This is a genomic window from Ornithobacterium rhinotracheale DSM 15997, assembly GCF_000265465.1.
Taxonomy (GTDB): domain Bacteria; phylum Bacteroidota; class Bacteroidia; order Flavobacteriales; family Weeksellaceae; genus Ornithobacterium; species Ornithobacterium rhinotracheale.
Window position 1 is genome coordinate 1,937,738 of record NC_018016.1, and the last position, 19,101, is coordinate 1,956,838.

Below are 19,101 nucleotides of genomic sequence, written 5' to 3' on the forward strand. Positions count from 1 at the left end.
CTTGTTATTGTGCATTTAGTTTGTTTAAAATCAAAGTAGAAAGCACATCAATTGCCACGGTGTTTTGTTTTTTCTCGTTTGGAATTATGATATCTGCGTAGTTTTTAGATGGTTCTATAAACTGCTCATGCATAGGTTTTAGAGTTTTTTGATAACGAGTCAAAACCTCTTCTAGATCGCGCCCACGCTCTTGGATATCACGACGGATTCTGCGCACAAGACGCTCATCTGAGTCTGCATGGACAAATATTTTTACATCAAATAAATCTCTAAGTTCTGGATTAGTGAGCACAAGAATTCCTTCTACAATAATCACCAATTTTGGGTGTGTGATGATCACCTCCTCGGTGCGAGAGTGAGTGAGGAATGAGTACACAGGCTGCTCGATGATTTCTCCGTTTTTGAGTGCCTTGATGTGGCTCACCAGCAAATCAAAATCAATGGCTCGTGGGTGGTCGAAATTAATTTTTTCTCGTTCAGAAAAAGGTAAATGACTGCTGTCTTTGTAATAGTTGTCTTGTGAAATTACAATAACTTCTTCCGACGATAATTTGTTTAAAATATTGTTTACCACGGTGGTTTTTCCGCAACCCGTACCACCTGCAATTCCTATAACAAGCATATTGATTTTTATTTTTTACAAAGGTAGAATTAATCCTTTAAACAAAGAAAAAAAATCCCAATCTTAGCAATTTTTTAGAGCTAAATTTTAATAACATTCAGCCTTGAAAAAAATATGAATTTGCTTGAATTTTTTTAGTTAAAAACCAAACCAAGACCACAAAAGATGGCAAAAGCCAAAGTGAGCAGTGCTGTTTTTTTAAGCTCGCCATCTAATTCGGCAGGAATCACATTTTCTGTCACGCGGATGTTCATTTTTTGCGCAAAAGGAAGCAGTGCATTAAAGAAGTATCCTGGCAAAGAAACATCGTTGATGATGAAATAAATGTCCATTAATATAAAAGGTGAAAAGAGCAAAACGCTGTGATATTTTTTAGCCTTAGCCATTCCAATTTTTACAGGAATTGTGATTTTGCCTTTCTCTTTGTCTTGAGGCAAGTCTCTCATATTGTTGAGGTTGAGCACCGCGGTGCTCAAAAGCCCAATCGCCGAGGCGGGCAGGAGCAAAGTCGGGATAAAACTTTTGGTGAAAAGCATTGTTGTCCCAATTACAGAAATGAGCCCAAAACATAAAAATACAAAGATGTCGCCTAAGCCACGGTAGCCGTATGCCTTTTTGCCCACGGTGTATTGTATGGCCGCCCAGATGCAGAGCAATCCCAAGAAAATATAGAAAAATAATAATCCTAAATGTGCAGGGTAATACGCCAAAAATAGTAATAACAAGGCTGAAATTAGCGAGAGCAATGCCATGAGGATTACGCCATTTTTCATGGCGCGTGCAGAGATTTTTCCAGCGGCTACGGCACGCATTTCGCCCGTTCTTATTTCGTCGGTACCTTTGACGCCGTCGCCATAATCGTTGGCGTAATTGGACAGGATTTGCAAAAACAAAGTGGTGAAACATGCCAAGGCAAAAAGTAAAATATCAAACGAATGATAAAACTGAGCAATAAATCCTCCTAAAATGATTCCACTCAGCGAGAGTGGTAGCGTTCTGAGCCTTGCGGCATGTATCCATATTTTCATGATGCAAAAGTCTTTAAAAATTTAATTTTAAAAAAATTTAGCCCCAAAAATTATGATTTTTACCAATTGAAATCAACTTAAATGGTCAAACTTTTTTTAATCAAATAAATTATGCTTAAATTCGCACAGATTCATTAAATCAATAAAAATTTTTCACAAAATGAAATATGATGTTATCGTTGTAGGTAGTGGTCCTGGTGGCTATGTTACCGCAATTAGAGCCTCTCAATTAGGCTTTAAAACTGCAATTATTGAAAGAGAAAATTTAGGTGGAATCTGCCTTAACTGGGGATGTATTCCTACCAAAGCTTTGTTGAAAAGTGCGCAAGTTTTCGATTACTTAAACCACGCAGAAGCTTATGGTTTAAACAAGCCAGAGAACATTTCTTACGAATTTCCAAACATTGTAAAAAGAAGTAGAAATGTAGCAGGAACTATGAGCAAAGGTGTTCAGTTCTTGATGAAGAAAAATAAAATTGATGTGATCATGGGAGAAGCTACCCTAAAACCAAATAAAAAAGTTCAAGTAAAATTGAACGATGGTGGGGAAGAAGAATATAGTGCAGATCACATCATCATCGCAACAGGTGCTCGCTCAAGAGAGTTGCCAAACTTGCCACAAGATGGTAAAAAAGTTATCGGATACCGCCAAGCACTTACTTTGCCAGAACAGCCTAAAAAATTAATCGTTGTAGGTTCTGGTGCTATCGGAGTTGAGTTTGCATACTTCTACGCTACTATGGGTACAGAAGTTACTATCGTAGAATTTATGCCAAGAATTGTTCCAGTAGAAGATGAGGAAATCTCTAAACAATTAGAAAAATCATTTACTAAAGCAGGTATCAAAGTGATGACCAATGCCTCTGTTGAGTCTGTAGATACAAGCGGAGAAGGTGTAAAAGCTAAAGTGAAAACTAAAGATGGAGAAGTTACTCTAGAAGCAGATATCGTTCTTTCAGCCGTAGGTATTACTCCAAACATCGAAAACATAGGATTGGAAGATGTAGGTATTGTTACCGATAGAGGAAGAATCTTGGTAAACGATTTCTACCAAACTAATATCCCAGGATACTACGCAATTGGAGATGTGTTGCCTACACAGGCATTGGCGCATGTGGCTTCTGCAGAAGGTATCACTTGTGTTGAGAAGATTAAAGGATTGGATGTTCACCCAATCGATTATGGAAACATTCCAGGATGTACCTACTGCTTGCCTGAAATCGCATCTGTTGGTTTAACAGAAGCTCAGGCTAAAGAAAAAGGATATGAAATCAAGGTAGGTAAATTCCCATTCTCTGCCAACGGAAAAGCTACTGCCAATGGACACAACGAAGGTTTCATTAAAGTGATTTTCGATGCTAAATATGGAGAATGGCTTGGATGTCACATGATTGGAGTAGGTGTTACCGAAATGATTTCTGAAGCGGTAGCTGCTCGTAAACTTGAGACTACTGGTCACGAAATCATTAAAACCGTACACCCTCACCCAACTATGTCTGAGGCTGTGATGGAAGCGGTGGCAGCTGCTTATGGCGAAGTGATTCACATCTAAATAATCGATTAAGATTAAAATATAATTTTATAAAAAAAAATCTGTTCGAGGCTTTTGTGCTTTGAGCAGATTTTTTTTATTCAAATAATTATATTTGTAAAAATTCGTATAATGAATAAAATCCTATGCTGTATAATATATTCTGCATAGGATTTAATTTTTATTAAAAATTAATCAGCTTTTTTTGCCATTAATCCATCTTATGATTGATACATAACAAATTGCTTGTGGAAAGGTTAAAGAATAGTTTACAATAAATCGATATAACCATTCATGTAAAAAGGAAGATTTACCGAAACTAAAAATAAAACTATTGACTAAGCAAAGTGGTGTAGCGATAAAGAAGACAAATCGGAAAGTTTGTTTCAATTCTCTATTCATTAGTAAAATCTTCAGATGTTATACTTTCTCCAAAATGATGTACAATTTCGTTTATAACATAATCTTGTTGTGTTTTATTAAAAGCGGAAGTTGCATCTTCAATCAAAATAGGGTTATACCCCTTGTCATGAGCTTCGCGTAGAGTGCTTTCCACACAAACATGAGTGGCATAGCCCACTAGATAAATATCTTCTATTTTGTTATTTCTGAGCCAAATGTCCAAATTTGAACCAGCAAATCCACTAGCTCCAGTTCGTCCCGTAACAATGAATTCTCCTTCAATTGGTTTAAAATCTTCGTAAAATTGAGAACCAAATTCATTTAAAGGAAATGTTCCTACAATAGGAATGACTCTGTTCAGCCCACTTTTTCCGTTAGCAAGTTCTGGGTAACCATTCTGGAATTGTAATCCTACATGAGCAATAGGCATTTTCAGTTTTCTTGCGTGATGAAGTACCTTTGCTATTTTGGCGATAGAACTTTTAAATAATTCTTTGTCCTCTATTAGTTTTTGTAGCTTCCCTTTGGTAGATAGCCATTCATTCTGACATTCGATAAGTAGTAATGCTTTCATTGTATTTATTTTTCAATTGTTGTAAATTATTTACAATTGCAAAGAAAGTACATTAATTTTATATTTGCAACAGGAATTGTCAATTAATTACAAAATGAGTGATAAGAAGAATTTAGATATATCTTTTGATTTTGATTTTCTGGATAAAGTGATTGTGGGGATTGGTGAGGTATCTCAAATAACCAAAATTCCTACAAGGCAAATTCGTTATTGGGAAGATAAAGGAATTATTCAAAGTTTAACGGAAGAGGAGGGGAGAAATAGGCGTTATGATTACAAGAATATAAAGAAAATGCTTTTAATCAAAGAACTTTTAGATGAAGGATTTACATTAGACGCTTCGGCTGAAAAAGTAACTAAAAGAATGAAAATGATTGAAGATACTTTGAAGAAAATAAAAAAAGAATATTGATGGTGGTTTCATGCAATTTAAAAAAATTAAACAAATTGAAGATTTATGCACGAAATTTGATATAAACATGCTTGAAACAATTTAAAATATAAATTATGTCAGAAATTACATTTAAAGGAAATAAAGTCACAACTTGTGGAACTTTGCCTCAATCAGGAAAAGCGAAAGATTTTGAATTAGTAGCACAAGATTTGCAAACTAAAACTTTGGCAGATTACAAAGGAAAAAATGTTATTTTAAACATTTTTCCGAGTGTGGATACAGGTATTTGTGCAGCATCTGTGAGAAAATTTAACGAAGAGGCTGCAGGAAAAGACAATACAGTTGTTTTGTGTATTTCAAGAGATTTGCCATTTGCGCAAGCTAGATTCTGTGCTGCAGAAGGCATTAAGAATGTAGAATTGCTTTCAGATTTTAGAGGAAACTTTGGTGAAACTTATGGCGTAACGATGGAAGATGGTCCTTTAAAAGGTTTGTTAAGCCGTGCGATTGTAGTCGTGAATCCAGAAGGCGAAGTTGTGTATGCTGAGCAAGTGACAGAAATTGCACAAGAGCCAGATTACGAAAAAGCGTTGGCTGCTTAAAATAAGATTAAAAATCAATTTTTAATAAATGGAAAACCCGTTTCGGTTGAGAAACGGGTTTTTTATGTTTTTTTTAAGGAACCGAGATTTAAAATAATCCGTGAATTTCAGCTTCGATTTTATTGATGATTTCTCCTAAATCTTCGGGGTTGTTTACAAAATCGATGTCGTCTACATCGATGATTAAAAGTTTTCCCTCATCGTAGGTTTTAATCCATTCTTCGTATTTTTCATTCAATTTATCTAAATAGTCAATACTGATTGAGCTCTCGTATTCACGGCCACGCATGTGGATTTGTTTTACCAAAGTCGGGATCGTTGCGCGAAGATAAATCAATAAATCGGGTGCTTGCACAAACGAATTCATTAGATTAAAAACCGTGAGATAATTCTCATAATCACGCGTCATGAGCAAGCCCATGTCGTGCAAGTTTTTAGCAAAGATAAAAGCATCTTCGTGAATGGTTCTGTCTTGAATGATGTCTTTGCCACTTTCTCTGATTTCTTTGACTTGGCGGAAACGACTTCCCAAGAAATAAATCTGCAGATTGAAAGCCCATTTCTGCATATCGTTGTAAAAATCATCTAAATATGGATTTCTGTCTACATCTTCAAATTGTGGTGTCCAGCCAAAGTTTTTGGCGAGTAGGCGAGTGAGTGTGGTTTTTCCTGCTCCTATATTTCCTGCGATGGCGATATGCATAGTTTTCTTACTTTATTTGATTTTGAGCGTAAAAATAAGGAATGATTTTTAGTTGAGGAATTAAAATTTAATTAAAAAATAAAACCGCTTGTAAAACGAGTCTACAAGCGGTTGATTTCTATAAAAATACTTGATTATAAACTTTCAAGTTTTTTCTTCATTTCCATGAATTTGTCATCTTGTCCAAGTACATCGTAAGTATTTTGCAATACTTTGATCAAGCTTGGATTGTTTTCATCCAATTTATATGCTTTTTCTAAGTACGGAAGCGCTTCTTGGTAAAGTTTCTTTCTTTTAGCAGCGTTTTCGTTATAGATTTTTTTCTCTTTGGCAGACGAACCAAGGTTGCTGTTCATAAGTTTTACATAATCAGCTTCTGGTTCTATGATTAAAAGAGAAAGGTTCAAATAAGCATTGCTCATGTTTGGATCAAGCTCTATTGCTTTTAAGTAATATTCTTTTACTTTAGCTTTGTCACCTTGTGCATCATCCATCATTTTAGCCAAGTTGTAATAGTCGGTAGCGTTTGCTGTGTTGTTATCAACTTTTGCTTGCAAGTCGCTTATGAATTTATCGGTATCCCCAGACTCATAATACATAGCCGAAATCATGTTGTTCATGTTTTGGTTTTTAGGGAATTTTTGCAAGCCCGCTTGTGCCGCTTTGATACCTTTGTCAAAATCTTTTAACTGGTAGTAAGCATAGGTTAAATTACTGAATAATTCTTCTTCTAATGATGGAGTTTTTTCCACTCTTGGGTTTTCTGCAACACCTAATTTTACTTGCGTGTCCATGTCTTTTTTAGAGGCAAATCTCACTTCTTCGCCATTCACTTTGCTTGTAGCGATGTAGTTTTCTTGCTCTCCTGTAAAGCCACTGTCTACCAAATCTTGTAAAGTTTTAGCAGCTTGTTTGATGAGTTTTTGATCTTCGGTTTGCAATCCAGCCAAGGCTCCATAGTAAGCATACAATTCGTTTTGTAATCCTATAGCTTTGGTTAAGTTATAAGCATTCATGAAACTAACGGCTGCTGTTTTGAAATCTTTACTATTAAACGCATCGTTACCTTTAGTTAAACTTTCAGCAGCTCTTTTTTGAAGCTCTGGAACAAGTTTTTCTGAGTATTTAGGCGTTAAATTTTTGCCTTTAATGGCAGTGTAATTTCCTTCTTTAGTAACCTTTTCTGCTTGTGTTTTGTAATAGAAATACTCTTTATTTTTAGTGTCCTTATTTTTTGTTTCGTAATAAGGTTTAGTTTCTATTCTTATAAGCAGGGTGTAGAATTTAGAAGCCTTGTCTGTGTCTCCTAATTTTTCTGCGGCAAGTGCTGCGTTATGGTACAATTCTACCAATGGCTCTGGTGGAATGGTAAAATTATCTTTTAATAATTTATAAGCTTTATCAGCATTTTGTATTGTCGCTTTGTAGTCTTGGCTGCTATAAGCCTGTTGTGCAGCATCTATTTCTGCCTGTTGTGCAAAAGCCGTAAGCGATAGAAATGCAACGGCTAAACTTAATGTTAGTTTTCTCATGTTATTCTTCTTCGTTATGGTTTATACTTATTTGATCTTCTGAATCGTAATTTTCGTTTTCAGAATTTTCTTCGTCTAAATCTTCATTATGTTCGATTTCCACTTTGGCTACGGCGGCAATTTCATCTCCTTTTTTCAAGTTGATGAGTTTCACGCCTTGCGTAGCTCTACCCATTACGCGTAGCTCGGAAACGGCAGTTCTAATCGCAACCCCAGATTTATTGATAATCATTAAATCATTGTCATCGGTTACATTTTTAAGGGCAATCAAATTACCTGTTTTTTCTGTAATATTTAAGGTAATCACCCCTTTTCCGCCACGATTTGTGGTGCGGTAGTCCTCGATGCTGGTTCGTTTTCCGTAACCTTTTTCCGATACTACTAAAATGGTATCGTTTTCTATATCTGTCACAACAACCATTCCAATAGCCTCGTCGCCGCCATCTAATCGGATACCACGAACGCCCGAAGCGGTTCTACCCATAGGTCGCACAGCCTCTTCATCAAATCGAATGGCTTTACCACCCTTGGCAGCAATCATAATTTGGCTATTTCCATCGGTAAGCTTAGCTTCAAGCAATTCATCATCGTCTTTAATGGTAATTGCATTGATACCATTGGCTCTTGGTCTAGAATAAGCTTCAAGCGAAGTTTTCTTGATTTGTCCGTTTTTGGTCAACATCACCACAAATTGATTTTTCACATATTCCTCGTCCATCAAGTCGTGGGTTCTAATGTAGGCACGCACTTTGTCGTCTTGCTCAATGCTTATCAAGTTCTGAATTGCTCTACCTTTAGAGGTCTTAGAGCCTTCTGGAATCTCAAATACTCTGAGCCAGAAACAACGCCCTTTTTCGGTAAAGAAGAGCATGTATTGGTGGTTAGACGCCACAACCATGTATTCTAGGAAGTCGCCGTCGCGCGAAGTAGCAGCTTTGTTTCCAACGCCTCCGCGAGATTGCGCGCGGTATTCGGTAAGTGGTGTACGCTTGATATAGCCTAAGTGAGAAATGGTAAGTACCATTTTTTCGTCTGGAATAATGTCCTCGATACTCATCTCACCGCCTGCATAGTTGATGTCGGTGCGACGCTCATCACCATACTTTTCTTTTATTTCTAAAAGTTCATTTTTGATGATTTCGTAGCGCAAGCTTTCATTAGATAAAATATCTTCCAAACGCTGAATTTCTTTCATGATCTCCTCATACTCGGCTTTGATTTTGTCGAGCTCCATTCCTGTCAATCGAGCCAAACGCAAATCAAGAATTGCCTGTGCTTGGATTTCAGAAAGCTCAAATTCAGCCATTAAGCCTTCTTTTGCTACTTGTGGGTTTTCGCTATGGCGAATGATATAGATTGCTCTGTCTAGCGTATCTTCGGTAGCAATTACTTTCATGAACCCTTCCAAGATGTGTGCACGCTCTTTCGCTTTTTTAAGCTCAAATTCTGTACGGCGTACTACCACATCGTGTCTGTGATCCACGAAATGTCTAATCAAATCTTTTAGGTTTAATTGCTCAGGTCTACCATGAACAAGTGCAATGTTGTTTACACTAAAAGAAGTTTGTAATTGAGTGTATTTGAATAATTTATTTAAAACAATATTGCTTATCGCGTCAGTTTTTAAAACATAAACGATACGCATACCATTTCTGTCCGATTCATCTCTGATTTCGGCAATTCCGTCCATTTTGCCGTCTTTGATTAAGTCTGCAGTAGCCTTAATCATGTTGGCTTTGTTTACTTGATACGGAATCTCATCTACGATGATACATTCTCTACCATGAACTTCCTCGATACGCGTTTTTGCTCTCAAGATAATTCTTCCACGCCCAGTCTCAAAAGCGTCTTTCACGCCAGAATAGCCGTAAATAACCCCTCCCGTAGGGAAGTCAGGAGCTTTGATATATTGAGTAAGTTCATCAATTGTAATATCACGATTGTCGATATAGGCGCAAGTCCCGTCAATCACCTCAGAAAGGTTGTGCGGTGCCATATTTGTAGCCATACCCACCGCAATACCAGCGGCACCATTTACCAATAAGTTTGGAATACGGGTAGGGAGTACAGTAGGCTCATACAAAGTATCATCGAAGTTTAATTTTTGGTCTACCGTTTCTTTGTCGATGTCGGCAAGCATTTCCTCAGAAATTTTTTGCATTCTTGCCTCGGTATAACGCATCGCCGCTGGCGGGTCGCCATCCACAGAACCAAAGTTCCCTTGCCCATCTACCAGCATATATCGCATAGACCAGTCTTGTGCCATACGCACCATAGTGTCGTATACAGAAGAGTCGCCGTGAGGGTGGAATTTACCCATCACTTCTCCTACCACACGAGCGGATTTTTTGTATCCACGATTAGAGAGTAATCCCATTTCATTCATCCCATAGAGCACCCTTCTGTGTACAGGTTTTAGCCCGTCGCGCACATCGGGTAGTGCTCTCGAAACAATTACCGACATCGAATAATCAATGTAGGCAGACTTCATCTCGTCTTCTATATTAATTGGAATTAAATTTTCACCATCTGTCATACATGTAATATTTTCATATAATAGTCTGCTAATATACAATAAAATTAAAGCCTATAAAAATATAAAACCCTGTTTTTTTAACTTTTGAAAATATGCTTAAATACTGTTTTGGGATTCAGTGAGTTATAATTAAATTTTGTTGAGAGAAATCTTCGCTTTTTGAAACGAAAAGATGAAAATAAAAACGAAAATTTTTTAGAATAAATTTTTTATCTTTAAAAATATTTCTATATTTGCACCCCAATTGATTTGAAGGGTAAAATAAAATTTTAAGAGTCATGAAAAGAACATTTCAACCATCTAATAGAAAAAGAAGAAACAAACACGGTTTTAGAGAAAGAATGTCTACTAAAAACGGAAGAAAAGTATTGGCAAGAAGAAGAGCTAAAGGTAGAAAAAGATTAACCGTGAGTTCTGTTCGTGCAAAAAGATAATTTTTAGAATTAAACAATTTTACAGAAAAAATAGACCACATAAGCATTGCCTATGTGGTTTTTCTGTTGCTTTATTTTTGCTGAAAAATTATCGAATCATGCCGATTTCTATTCCTTTGATTCGGCGATAAAGTTCTACGGCGTAGTCGTCGGTCATGCTGCTGATGTAGTCTAAAACGCCCAAGACTTTTTGGTATGCATTTTCTCCATTATAATTACAAGACGGCGGGAGGAGTTTTACTGCGTTTTTCTCGTAGCCTGTGCGTAGCTTTTTGTCTTTTAAAATCGCAGGAACAAAATAGCCCAAAAGCTCATTCATTACATTATAGCCGGCAGATTCTATCTCAATCACGCTATTGTAATTGTAAATGTTTTCGATAGAAAATTCTTGAATAGTTTGTAAAGATTTTGATTTATTTAAAATTAAATCATATAAACTTGTGCTGAAATCGCCCACTATGATTTTAGAAAAGTGAATTTTATATTTTTTAATAATTTCACTTACTAAATAACCAATGATTTTGGCGCGGAGATAAGAAACTTTATCCTCCTTGTTTTCAATTTTGTTTAGGCGATTTTCGATTTTGCGAGTTTCTAATCCGCCGCCCAATTCATCTATAATTTGCTTAAAAAGTTCGATGCAAAGGCTGTGTTCCACAATGCCTAGGCGGTGAGCGTCTTCAAAATCGATGATGTTGTAGCAAATGTCGTCTGCCGCCTCCACGAGCCATACAAAAGGGTGTCTCTTGTAAACAAGCGGATTACTCTGTTCTTTAAACATACCACAGCTTTGTGCAATTTGCTCAAAAGTTTCTTTTTCTGACTGGAAAAATCCAAATTTTTTGCGATGTAGTGCATTGCCTTTTTTGCCTAGAGAAGCTACCGATTCGCACGGATATTTAGCAATCGAGGCAAGCGTCGTGTGGGTAATCATTAAGCCCCCCTCGGATTTGCCTTTTTGTTGATGCGTGAGCACGCGAATTGCATTGGCATTTCCTTCAAAATGAATGAAATCAGCCCATTCTTCTTCAGAAAAATACGATTTTAAGCTATTTTCGTTGTTTTTGAAAAATTGCGCAATAGCATCTTCGCCCGAATGTCCAAACGCAGGATTTCCAATGTCGTGGCACAAACATGCCGATGCGATGACATAGGCTAAATTATGCTTGTAGAAATATAAATCATCTTCAGTAGCATCGGATTTTATATTTTCTCTGAAAATTTCGCCCGCCAAAGTCCCAAGCGAACGCCCCACCGATGAAACTTCCAACGAATGCGTTAAGCGATTGTGTACAAATACACTGCCAGGCAACGGGAAAACTTGCGTTTTGCTTTGTAGTTTTCTAAAAGCCGATGAGAAAATAATTCTATCGTAATCGCGCTGAAAATCTGTGCGATTTTCGGCGTGTTGCGTGTTCGATTTTTCGCCAGTGCGCTGGGTGGTGTATAGTTTTGGAAACATGTTAGCTTTCGTATAATTCTATGGGTAAATGGTCGGGATCTTCAAAAAATGTGAATTTTTTACCCGTAAACTCATCAATTCTAATTGGCTCAGTGGTAATTCCTAGCTTTTGCAATCTTTCAATTTCTTCTTCAATATTTGGTGTGCTAAATGCCAAATGTCTTAGCCCTACCGCTTCGGGACGAGAAGGGCGGGGCGGTGGACTTGGAAACGAAAAAAGCTCAATAATATAAATTCCATTCAGACTTAAATCTAATTTGTAGGAATCTCGCTCTTTTCGGTAATTTTCTCTCAAAATCTTTAGCCCTAAAACTTCTGTGTAGAACTTTTTAGACTTTTGATAATCAGAGCAAATGATTGCAATGTGATGAACGCCAGTGAGCATTTGAAAATCTTTAAATTATGCTGGATAATTTAAATTTTCAGGTGTAAGTTGCAATAAAACTTCTTCCAAATACTTTTTAGCTTCGTATTTAGCCATTGGTAAATTATTGTTGTAGAAGTTTCCGCATTCTAGAGTAGAGGCACCTGGGATTTCACCTTCAAAATCTGCCATAAATCGGTATAAATCCGTAATTAATGGAACAATGTCTACTGAAGTATAGTCTCCTGCGATGATGAGGTAATTTCCTGTTTGGCAGCCCATAGGTCCCCAGTACACGATTTTATCCTTCCATTCGCTGTTTCTAAGCCAAGTCGCTGCCAAATGCTCAATAGTGTGCAATTCTGCCGCACCTAGCACGGGCTCACGATAAGGTTCTTTCATTCTAATGTCGAACGAAGTAAGCGTTTCGTTGCCTACTTGATCTTTTCTAGAAACATAAATTCCTCTCTTTAATTTTAAATGATCGATGCAAAAACTTGCTATTCTTTCCATGAAATGTTGTATTTTTTTATAAAGGCTAAAGATAAAATAAGTTGAACAAAATGCTTTTAAGCTTATAAGTTTTTAACAAATTCAAGATTAATTTCCGCTGAAATAGCACCTGCTTTTTTTACAAATTGGTCAAAAGATTGCGTGTTGCCTTCGCCTGCAATGTCCGAAATCGCTCGCTGAATGATGAATGGTGTATTCATTTGATGACAAACTTGGGCAATCGCTGCCGCTTCCATTTCTACGGCTTTGGCATCTGGGAAATTTTCTTTGATCCAAGCAAATTTCTCTGGATCGTTGATAAAGGCATCTCCGCTCACAATCAAGCCGTGAGCAGCTTGTCCCGTTTTTTGCTGAACTAAATCCTCTGCTTTTTGTCTAAAAGTTTCAGCTGGGATAAAGGCTGCAGGCATTTGAGATTGTTGTCCCAATTCGTAGCCAAATCCTGTGAGATCCACATCGTGGTGGCGCACTTCGGTGGCGAGGATGATGTCGCCTACGCGTACATTTTGCAAGCCGCCCGCGGTGCCTGTGTTGATGATTAAATCAGGCTGATAATGGTCTATAAGCAAAGTTGTTGCCACGGCGGCACTCACTTTGCCCACGCCAGAAAGCACCACGATAATTTCGTGATTTCCGTAATTTCCTTGGTAGAATTTAAAGTTGTATAAGGTAGTGGCTTCAAGATTTTCGATTTTTTCGCGCAAAAGCGAAATTTCGACTTCCATCGCGCCAATAATTCCGATTTTCATGGTTTTTTAAATTTTGGGTAAAGATAAAAAATGTTTTTTGGCTATTTATTTTTTAGGCTAAAAATAGCCCACACGATCCAAACTTCTATATTGAATCGCCTCTGCCAAATGCGCTGATGAAATGTTTTCTGCCTTGTCTAAATCGGCAATCGTGCGAGCTACACGCAAAATTCGGTCGTAGGCGCGTGCCGAAAGATTGAGCTTATCCATCGCATTCTTTAATAAGGTATAGCTTGCGTCGTCCAAAACGCAAAATTCATCTAATTGCTTAGGTCCCATTTGCGCATTGTAGTGCACATGCTCGGTATCCTTGTATCGGTTTTCTTGAATTTCTCGGGCGGCAATCACACGATTTCTGATTTGTTCGCTTGTCTCGCCATTTCGTTCTGCCGAAAGTTTTTCAAACGGCACGGGCACCACCTCGATGTGCAGATCAATTCGGTCTAAAAGCGGTCCCGAAATTTTATTCATATAGCGTTGCATTTCGGCTGGGGTAGAGGTGTTTTGCGGGTCATCTGGGAAAAAACCGCTCGGGCTTGGGTTCATAGATGCTACGAGCATAAAACTCGCGGGGTAGGTAACCGTGAATTTAGCCCTAGAAATTGTAACTTCTCGGTCTTCGAGTGGCTGGCGCATCACTTCTAGAACACTGCGTTGAAATTCGGGTAATTCGTCCAAAAATAAAACGCCATTGTGGGCTAAAGAAATTTCGCCTGGCTGTGGGTAGCTACCACCGCCCACCAAGGCTACATCTGAGGTGGTGTGGTGTGGCGAAGTGAACGGGCGTACAGTCATAAGCGATGAATTTTTCTTTAATTTTCCTGCCACCGAATGAATTTTGGTTGTTTCCAAGGCTTCGCTCAATGTGAGTGGTGGCAAAATCGATGGAATTCGCTTGGCGAGCATAGTTTTTCCACTACCTGGCGGACCGATGAGTAGAATGTTGTGTCCTCCAGCGGCGGCAATTTCCATGGCGCGTTTTACATTTTCCTGCCCTTTGACATCGGCAAAATCAAACGGAAATTGATTGATGGATTTAAAAAATTCTTTTCTGGTGTCAAATTCCACTAAATCTAGCGGAGTGCCTTGGTCAAAAAAGTCGATAACCTCTTTGATATTGCTCACGCCATAAACTTCAAGATTATTAACTACGGCAGCCTCCATGGCATTTTCCTTGGGCAGAATAATGCCTTTAAAGCCTTCTTTTCTCGCTTGAATGGCGATAGGCAAAACACCTTTGATGGGCAAAACATTTCCGTCGAGCGACAATTCGCCCATGATTAAATAATCTTCTATATTTTCTGCTTGTATTTGTTTAGAGGCAGTGAGAATCCCCATGGCAATGGTTAAGTCATAAGCCGATCCTTCTTTTCGTATGTCGGCAGGAGCCATATTGATGATGATTTTTTGTCGAGGGATTTTGTAGCCAATGTTTTGTAGTGCGGCACTTATTCGGTGGCTACTTTCTCGCACGGCACTATCGGGCAGTCCTACAATGAAATAGCCCGTTCCCTTATCCACATTAGTCTCTACCGTAATGGTCGTTGCGTCGATGCCATAGATGGCACTTCCGTAAGTTTTTACAAGCATAAATGTTTAATTCAAATAAAAAATTTTGCCCAAAATACGGAAAAAATAATTAAAATGTGGATTCTTTGGTTTTTAATTACTAAATTGGGAGCGTCTTAGATTTTGAAACTATGAAGGAATGGAGTTTTAAATACGAAATCTTTTCATCTGAAAAAGAGCTTAGTAGCGAAGATAAAATGCTTTTAGCCAAAGCTAAAGAAGCCAAAGATAGAGCTTATGCACCTTATTCTAAATTTCAGGTAGGTTGCTCGCTTTTGCTAGACAATGGAGAGGTTTTTACAGGGAATAATCAAGAGAATGCCGCATATCCCAGCGGATTGTGTGCCGAGCGTGTCGCCATTTTTGCTGCCAAGAGCCAAAATCCTGATGCTGTGGTGAAAAAGATCTTTATCACTACAAGTGCCGAAAATATGAAAGAAGCAATTTCACCTTGTGGCGCTTGTCGACAAGTTTTGGTGGAATATGAGAAAAATCAATTTTCCAAGATTGAAATTTATTTTCAAGGAGCAGAAGCCCAAATAATCAAGCTGTTTAGCGTTTGCGACTTATTGCCATTTACATTTCATTCAGAGATGTTAGGGGAATAGTTTTGTAGTTTTAAACCTAAAAGCGTAAATTTGTGCGATTATATAAACACATTGTAAAAGTTATACATAAATAATATGAAAGAAATAACCAAAGAGACCTACTTAAAGTGGTTCGAGGAAATGACCTTCTGGAGACGTTTTGAAGATAAATGTCGTTCCATGTATTTGAAACAAAAAATTAGAGGCTTTTTGCACTTATATAATGGGCAAGAGGCGATTCCTGCAGGACTTTCGCAGGTGATGGACATGGAAAAAGATAAGATGATTACAGCTTATCGTTGCCATGTTTTGCCAATGGCGATGGGTGTAGATCCTAAAAGAATTATGGCTGAACTCTTTGGAAAAGTAGATGGAACTTCTCATGGTATGGGAGGGTCTATGCACGTGTTTAGCAAAGAGCACAACTTTTTTGGAGGACACGGTATCGTAGGTGGACAAATTGCACTAGGTGCTGGTATTGCTTTCGCAGATAAATATTTTGAAAGAGGAGGAGTTACTTTCTGTTTCATGGGAGACGGCGCTACAAGACAAGGTTCTTTACACGAAACATTCAACATGGCTATGAACTGGAAATTGCCAGTAGTTTTCATTTGTGAAAACAACCAATATGCAATGGGTACTAGTGTTAAGAGAACTGCAAATCACGAAGATATTTATAAATTAGCTGACGGGTACGAAATGCCTTCTCAACCAGTAGATGGTATGGATCCTGTAAAAGTGGCAGAAGCTGCTTACGAAGCTATCGAAAGAGCAAGACGCGGAGACGGACCTACTTTCTTAGATATCAAAACTTACCGATACAGAGGACACTCAATGTCTGATGCTGAGCCTTACAGAACTAAAGAAGAGGTAAATAAATACAAAGAGCAAGATCCAATTTTACTTGTTCAACACAGAATTTTAGAAAACGGATGGGCGACTGAAGAAGAGTTGAACAAAATTACCGACGAGCAAATCAAAAAAGTAGACGAGTGTGTTGATTTTGCAGAAAAATCTCCATTCCCAGAAGTAGAACAAATCTACTCTATGGTTTACGAACAAGAAAATTATCCATTCTTAGATAAAGTAGAAAATCAATAAAACTATGGCTGAAATTATAAAAATGCCAAGATTGAGCGATACCATGGAAGAAGGTAAAGTGGAATCTTGGAACAAAAAAGTAGGAGATAAAGTATCATACGGCGACATCTTAGCCGAAATCGAAACAGATAAAGCGGTTCAAGAATTTGAAACAGATGTAGAAGGTACTCTTTTATACATCGGTGTAGAGGCTGGTCAAGCAGCACCAGTTGATAGTATTTTAGCTATCATCGGTGCAGAAGGCGAAGACATCAGCGGTTTGGTAAGCGGTGGAGGTGCTAGCCAATCAGCACCAGCTCAAGAAGCTGCCGCTCCTGCAGAAGAACCACAAGCGGAAGCTGCACCAGCGGCTGAAGTTCCAGAAAATGTAACTATCGTTTCTATGCCAAGATTGAGCGATACCATGGAAGAAGGTAAAGTAGAATCTTGGAACAAAAAAGTAGGAGATAAAGTATCATACGGCGACATCTTAGCCGAAATCGAAACAGATAAAGCGGTTCAAGAATTTGAAACAGATGTAGAAGGTACTTTATTATATATAGGTGTAGAAGCTGGGCAATCAGCACCAGTTGATAGCATTTTGGCAATCATCGGACCTGAAGGAACAGATGTTTCTGCAATCGTAGCAGGAGGTGGTGCAAAACCAGCTGCTAAAGCGGAAGCTCCAAAGGCTGAAGCACCTAAGCAAGCTGCTCCAGCACAAGAGAAAAAAGAAACTCCAGCGCCTGCTGCTCCAAAAGCACAAGCTACCAACAATTCAGGTAGAGTATTTATTTCTCCATTGGCTAAAAAATTGGCTGATGAAAAAGGATACGATATCAATCAAATTCAAGGTACAGGAGACAACGGAAGAATCATCAAAAAAGATGTTGAAAACTTTACTCCACAAGCTGCTGCGGCTAAGCCAGCTGTTGCTGGTCCAGTTGCATTGGAAGTAGGAGAAGATACTGTAATCCCTAACTCTCAAATGAGAAAAGTGATTGCTAAGCGTCTTTCTGAAAGTAAATTTACAGCACCACACTACTACTTAACCATTGAAGTAGATATGGATAATGTGATGGCGGCTCGTAAGCAAATCAACCAAATTCCAAATACAAAAGTATCTTTCAACGATATCGTATTGAAGGCTACTGCTATGGCTGTGAAAAAACACCCAGTGGTAAATTCAACTTGGAAAGATAACGAAATCGTACAATACGCTGCTGTAAACATCGGTGTTGCAGTTGCTGTTCCAGATGGGCTTGTAGTACCTGTAGTGAAAAATACAGATTTAAAATCATTATCTCAAATTTCTGCTGAGGTAAAAGATTTAGCTACAAGATCAAGAGATAGAAAAATCAAAGCTGATGAGATGGAAGGTTCTACCTTTACAGTTTCTAACCTAGGAGCTTACGGTGTAGAAAGCTTTACATCAATCATCAATCAGCCAAACTCTTGTATCCTTTCTGTAGGTGCGATTGTAGAAAAACCAGTTGTTAAAAACGGACAAATCGTAGTTGGTCACACAATGAAACTTTGTTTAGCTTGCGATCACAGAACTGTGGACGGAGCAACTGGAAGTACTTTCCTACAAACTTTAAAACAATACTTAGAGACTCCAATGTCTATGCTTGTGTAGTTTTAAGTATTAATTATACCCAAAAGAGCAGTGCTTATTGTGCTGCTCTTTTTTTATGATTAAAGAATTTGGAGCTAAAATCAAAATTTTAATTATTTTAGCCAAATGAAAAAACTATTTCAAGTTTTAAAAAAGGTATTTTTATCGATTTTATTATTTTTCGTATTGTATTTTGTTGCAGTACTAATCGGAGGGAATATAAAGTGCAATACTGATCATCATTCAGCCGAGGAAGTAACGATTTATCTGCTCAGCAATGGTGTGCATACAGATTTTGTGGTGCCAATAAAAAATGAAATATATGATTGGCAAACGCTAATTTCTCCAGAGGACACCAAGGGAGGTTATCGTGATTATACCTATGTAGCAATCGGCTGGGGAGACAAAGGTTTTTATATGGAAATCCCAACATGGAGTGATTTAACGCCGAGGATTGCTGCCCGTGCAGCTTTTGGAATAGGCGGAACAGCAATGCATACCACTTATTATAAAAATATAGTGCCAGATGGCAAGGAAACAATCGAAGTTAAAATTAGCAAAGCTGAATATAAAAAATTAGTAGATAAAATTGTAAACTCCTTTCAACTGCAAAATGGCAAATCGATTCAAATAAAAACCGATGCAACTTATGATATAGATGATGCCTTTTATGAAGCCAAAGGAAAATACAGTATTTTTTACACCTGCAACACATGGCTTAATCAAGTGTTGAAAGAGGTGGGGCTACCCTCTTGTTTATGGGCAGTTTTGTCAAATGATATAATGAAAGTTTACCAATAA

19 protein-coding genes are annotated in these 19,101 nt (G+C 37.9%); 8 read left to right on the forward strand and 11 right to left on the reverse strand.

Annotated elements, in window-relative coordinates:
* Positions 1 to 4: 4 nt before the first annotated feature.
* On the reverse strand, positions 5 to 622 hold the full coding sequence (gene udk, locus ORNRH_RS09210; protein WP_014791581.1) for a uridine kinase: 618 nt from the start codon (positions 620 to 622) through the stop codon (positions 5 to 7).
* 134 nt (positions 623 to 756) lie between these two features.
* Positions 757 to 1,650: a 1,4-dihydroxy-2-naphthoate octaprenyltransferase gene (gene menA, locus ORNRH_RS09215; protein WP_014791582.1), complete on the reverse strand. Its 894-nt coding sequence runs from the start codon at positions 1,648 to 1,650 to the stop codon at positions 757 to 759.
* Between the two features lie 160 nt (positions 1,651 to 1,810).
* On the opposite strand from menA, the gene lpdA reads away from it, so the two are divergent.
* On the forward strand, positions 1,811 to 3,202 hold the full coding sequence (gene lpdA, locus ORNRH_RS09220; RefSeq protein WP_014791583.1) for a dihydrolipoyl dehydrogenase: 1,392 nt from the start codon (positions 1,811 to 1,813) through the stop codon (positions 3,200 to 3,202).
* 373 nt (positions 3,203 to 3,575) lie between these two features.
* Here the strand turns inward: lpdA and ORNRH_RS09225 are convergent, their stop codons facing one another.
* Entirely contained in the window at positions 3,576 to 4,157 is a 582-nt protein-coding gene (locus tag ORNRH_RS09225) for a cysteine hydrolase family protein (RefSeq protein WP_014791584.1), read from the reverse strand.
* Positions 4,158 to 4,251: 94 nt separating this feature from the next.
* Between ORNRH_RS09225 and ORNRH_RS09230 the strand changes: the two genes are divergently transcribed.
* Positions 4,252 to 4,569, forward strand: a complete 318-nt coding sequence (locus tag ORNRH_RS09230; RefSeq protein ID WP_014791585.1) for a MerR family transcriptional regulator — start codon at positions 4,252 to 4,254, stop codon at positions 4,567 to 4,569.
* A gap of 95 nt (positions 4,570 to 4,664) precedes the next feature.
* On the forward strand, positions 4,665 to 5,153 hold the full coding sequence (gene tpx, locus ORNRH_RS09235) for a thiol peroxidase (protein WP_014791586.1): 489 nt from the start codon (positions 4,665 to 4,667) through the stop codon (positions 5,151 to 5,153).
* An 88-nt stretch (positions 5,154 to 5,241) separates the two neighbouring features.
* Here tpx and ORNRH_RS09240 read toward each other — a convergent pair whose 3' ends face one another.
* The 3 genes from ORNRH_RS09240 to gyrA form a co-directional block, all read right to left on the reverse strand.
* Positions 5,242 to 5,856 carry a deoxynucleoside kinase gene (locus ORNRH_RS09240; RefSeq protein WP_014791587.1) on the reverse strand — a complete coding sequence of 205 codons (615 nt, stop codon included), beginning with the start codon at positions 5,854 to 5,856 and terminating at the stop codon, positions 5,242 to 5,244.
* A 134-nt stretch (positions 5,857 to 5,990) separates the two neighbouring features.
* Positions 5,991 to 7,388, reverse strand: coding sequence for a tetratricopeptide repeat protein (locus ORNRH_RS09245; RefSeq protein ID WP_014791588.1), 1,398 nt, complete (start codon positions 7,386 to 7,388; stop codon positions 5,991 to 5,993).
* Between the two features lies 1 nt (position 7,389).
* Positions 7,390 to 9,924: a DNA gyrase subunit A gene (gyrA, locus tag ORNRH_RS09250; protein WP_014791589.1), complete on the reverse strand. Its 2,535-nt coding sequence runs from the start codon at positions 9,922 to 9,924 to the stop codon at positions 7,390 to 7,392.
* Between the two features lie 278 nt (positions 9,925 to 10,202).
* Here gyrA and rpmH point away from each other — a divergent pair, with 278 nt between their 5' ends.
* Positions 10,203 to 10,358, forward strand: coding sequence for a 50S ribosomal protein L34 (rpmH, locus tag ORNRH_RS09255; RefSeq protein ID WP_014791590.1), 156 nt, complete (start codon positions 10,203 to 10,205; stop codon positions 10,356 to 10,358).
* A gap of 88 nt (positions 10,359 to 10,446) precedes the next feature.
* On the opposite strand, the gene dgt is transcribed toward rpmH, so the two are convergent.
* The 5 genes from dgt to ORNRH_RS09280 form a co-directional block, all read right to left on the reverse strand.
* Positions 10,447 to 11,820 (reverse strand): dGTP triphosphohydrolase, encoded by a 1,374-nt coding sequence (gene dgt / locus ORNRH_RS09260; RefSeq protein ID WP_014791591.1) that lies wholly within the window; start codon positions 11,818 to 11,820, stop codon positions 10,447 to 10,449.
* Position 11,821: 1 nt separating this feature from the next.
* Positions 11,822 to 12,205 carry an SMU1112c/YaeR family gloxylase I-like metalloprotein gene (gloA2, locus tag ORNRH_RS09265; protein WP_014791592.1) on the reverse strand — a complete coding sequence of 128 codons (384 nt, stop codon included), beginning with the start codon at positions 12,203 to 12,205 and terminating at the stop codon, positions 11,822 to 11,824.
* Positions 12,206 to 12,220: 15 nt separating this feature from the next.
* The gene (locus ORNRH_RS09270; RefSeq protein WP_014791593.1) at positions 12,221 to 12,697 is read right to left on the reverse strand and encodes an S-ribosylhomocysteine lyase; all 477 of its coding nucleotides are present in this window, start codon (positions 12,695 to 12,697) and stop codon (positions 12,221 to 12,223) included.
* 62 nt (positions 12,698 to 12,759) lie between these two features.
* On the reverse strand, positions 12,760 to 13,446 hold the full coding sequence (mtnN, locus tag ORNRH_RS09275; protein WP_014791594.1) for a 5'-methylthioadenosine/S-adenosylhomocysteine nucleosidase: 687 nt from the start codon (positions 13,444 to 13,446) through the stop codon (positions 12,760 to 12,762).
* A 57-nt stretch (positions 13,447 to 13,503) separates the two neighbouring features.
* On the reverse strand, positions 13,504 to 15,036 hold the full coding sequence (locus ORNRH_RS09280; RefSeq protein WP_014791595.1) for a YifB family Mg chelatase-like AAA ATPase: 1,533 nt from the start codon (positions 15,034 to 15,036) through the stop codon (positions 13,504 to 13,506).
* A 110-nt stretch (positions 15,037 to 15,146) separates the two neighbouring features.
* Between ORNRH_RS09280 and cdd the strand changes: the two genes are divergently transcribed.
* The 4 genes from cdd (at position 15,147) to ORNRH_RS09300 (ending at position 19,101) form a co-directional block, all read left to right on the forward strand.
* Positions 15,147 to 15,623: a cytidine deaminase gene (cdd, locus tag ORNRH_RS09285; RefSeq protein ID WP_014791596.1), complete on the forward strand. Its 477-nt coding sequence runs from the start codon at positions 15,147 to 15,149 to the stop codon at positions 15,621 to 15,623.
* 75 nt (positions 15,624 to 15,698) lie between these two features.
* On the forward strand, positions 15,699 to 16,703 hold the full coding sequence (pdhA, locus tag ORNRH_RS09290) for a pyruvate dehydrogenase (acetyl-transferring) E1 component subunit alpha (RefSeq protein WP_014791597.1): 1,005 nt from the start codon (positions 15,699 to 15,701) through the stop codon (positions 16,701 to 16,703).
* A 4-nt stretch (positions 16,704 to 16,707) separates the two neighbouring features.
* Entirely contained in the window at positions 16,708 to 18,321 is a 1,614-nt protein-coding gene (locus ORNRH_RS09295) for a pyruvate dehydrogenase complex dihydrolipoamide acetyltransferase (RefSeq protein ID WP_014791598.1), read from the forward strand.
* A gap of 105 nt (positions 18,322 to 18,426) precedes the next feature.
* Positions 18,427 to 19,101 carry a TIGR02117 family protein gene (locus ORNRH_RS09300; protein ID WP_014791599.1) on the forward strand — a complete coding sequence of 225 codons (675 nt, stop codon included), beginning with the start codon at positions 18,427 to 18,429 and terminating at the stop codon, positions 19,099 to 19,101.

Bases quoted from the DNA above. Each gene is read 5' to 3' on its own strand.
- udk (WP_014791581.1), bottom strand. From the start codon at position 622: ATGCTTGTTATAGGAATTGCAGGTGGTACGGGTTGCGGAAAAACCACC.
- menA (WP_014791582.1), bottom strand. From the start codon at position 1,650: ATGAAAATATGGATACATGCCGCAAGGCTCAGAACGCTACCACTCTCG.
- lpdA (WP_014791583.1), top strand. From the start codon at position 1,811: ATGAAATATGATGTTATCGTTGTAGGTAGTGGTCCTGGTGGCTATGTT.
- ORNRH_RS09225 (WP_014791584.1), bottom strand. From the start codon at position 4,157: ATGAAAGCATTACTACTTATCGAATGTCAGAATGAATGGCTATCTACC.
- ORNRH_RS09230 (WP_014791585.1), top strand. From the start codon at position 4,252: ATGAGTGATAAGAAGAATTTAGATATATCTTTTGATTTTGATTTTCTG.
- tpx (WP_014791586.1), top strand. From the start codon at position 4,665: ATGTCAGAAATTACATTTAAAGGAAATAAAGTCACAACTTGTGGAACT.
- ORNRH_RS09240 (WP_014791587.1), bottom strand. From the start codon at position 5,856: ATGCATATCGCCATCGCAGGAAATATAGGAGCAGGAAAAACCACACTC.
- ORNRH_RS09245 (WP_014791588.1), bottom strand. From the start codon at position 7,388: ATGAGAAAACTAACATTAAGTTTAGCCGTTGCATTTCTATCGCTTACG.
- gyrA (WP_014791589.1), bottom strand. From the start codon at position 9,924: ATGACAGATGGTGAAAATTTAATTCCAATTAATATAGAAGACGAGATG.
- rpmH (WP_014791590.1), top strand. From the start codon at position 10,203: ATGAAAAGAACATTTCAACCATCTAATAGAAAAAGAAGAAACAAACAC.
- dgt (WP_014791591.1), bottom strand. From the start codon at position 11,820: ATGTTTCCAAAACTATACACCACCCAGCGCACTGGCGAAAAATCGAAC.
- gloA2 (WP_014791592.1), bottom strand. From the start codon at position 12,205: ATGCTCACTGGCGTTCATCACATTGCAATCATTTGCTCTGATTATCAA.
- ORNRH_RS09270 (WP_014791593.1), bottom strand. From the start codon at position 12,697: ATGGAAAGAATAGCAAGTTTTTGCATCGATCATTTAAAATTAAAGAGA.
- mtnN (WP_014791594.1), bottom strand. From the start codon at position 13,446: ATGAAAATCGGAATTATTGGCGCGATGGAAGTCGAAATTTCGCTTTTG.
- ORNRH_RS09280 (WP_014791595.1), bottom strand. From the start codon at position 15,036: ATGCTTGTAAAAACTTACGGAAGTGCCATCTATGGCATCGACGCAACG.
- cdd (WP_014791596.1), top strand. From the start codon at position 15,147: ATGAAGGAATGGAGTTTTAAATACGAAATCTTTTCATCTGAAAAAGAG.
- pdhA (WP_014791597.1), top strand. From the start codon at position 15,699: ATGAAAGAAATAACCAAAGAGACCTACTTAAAGTGGTTCGAGGAAATG.
- ORNRH_RS09295 (WP_014791598.1), top strand. From the start codon at position 16,708: ATGGCTGAAATTATAAAAATGCCAAGATTGAGCGATACCATGGAAGAA.
- ORNRH_RS09300 (WP_014791599.1), top strand. From the start codon at position 18,427: ATGAAAAAACTATTTCAAGTTTTAAAAAAGGTATTTTTATCGATTTTA.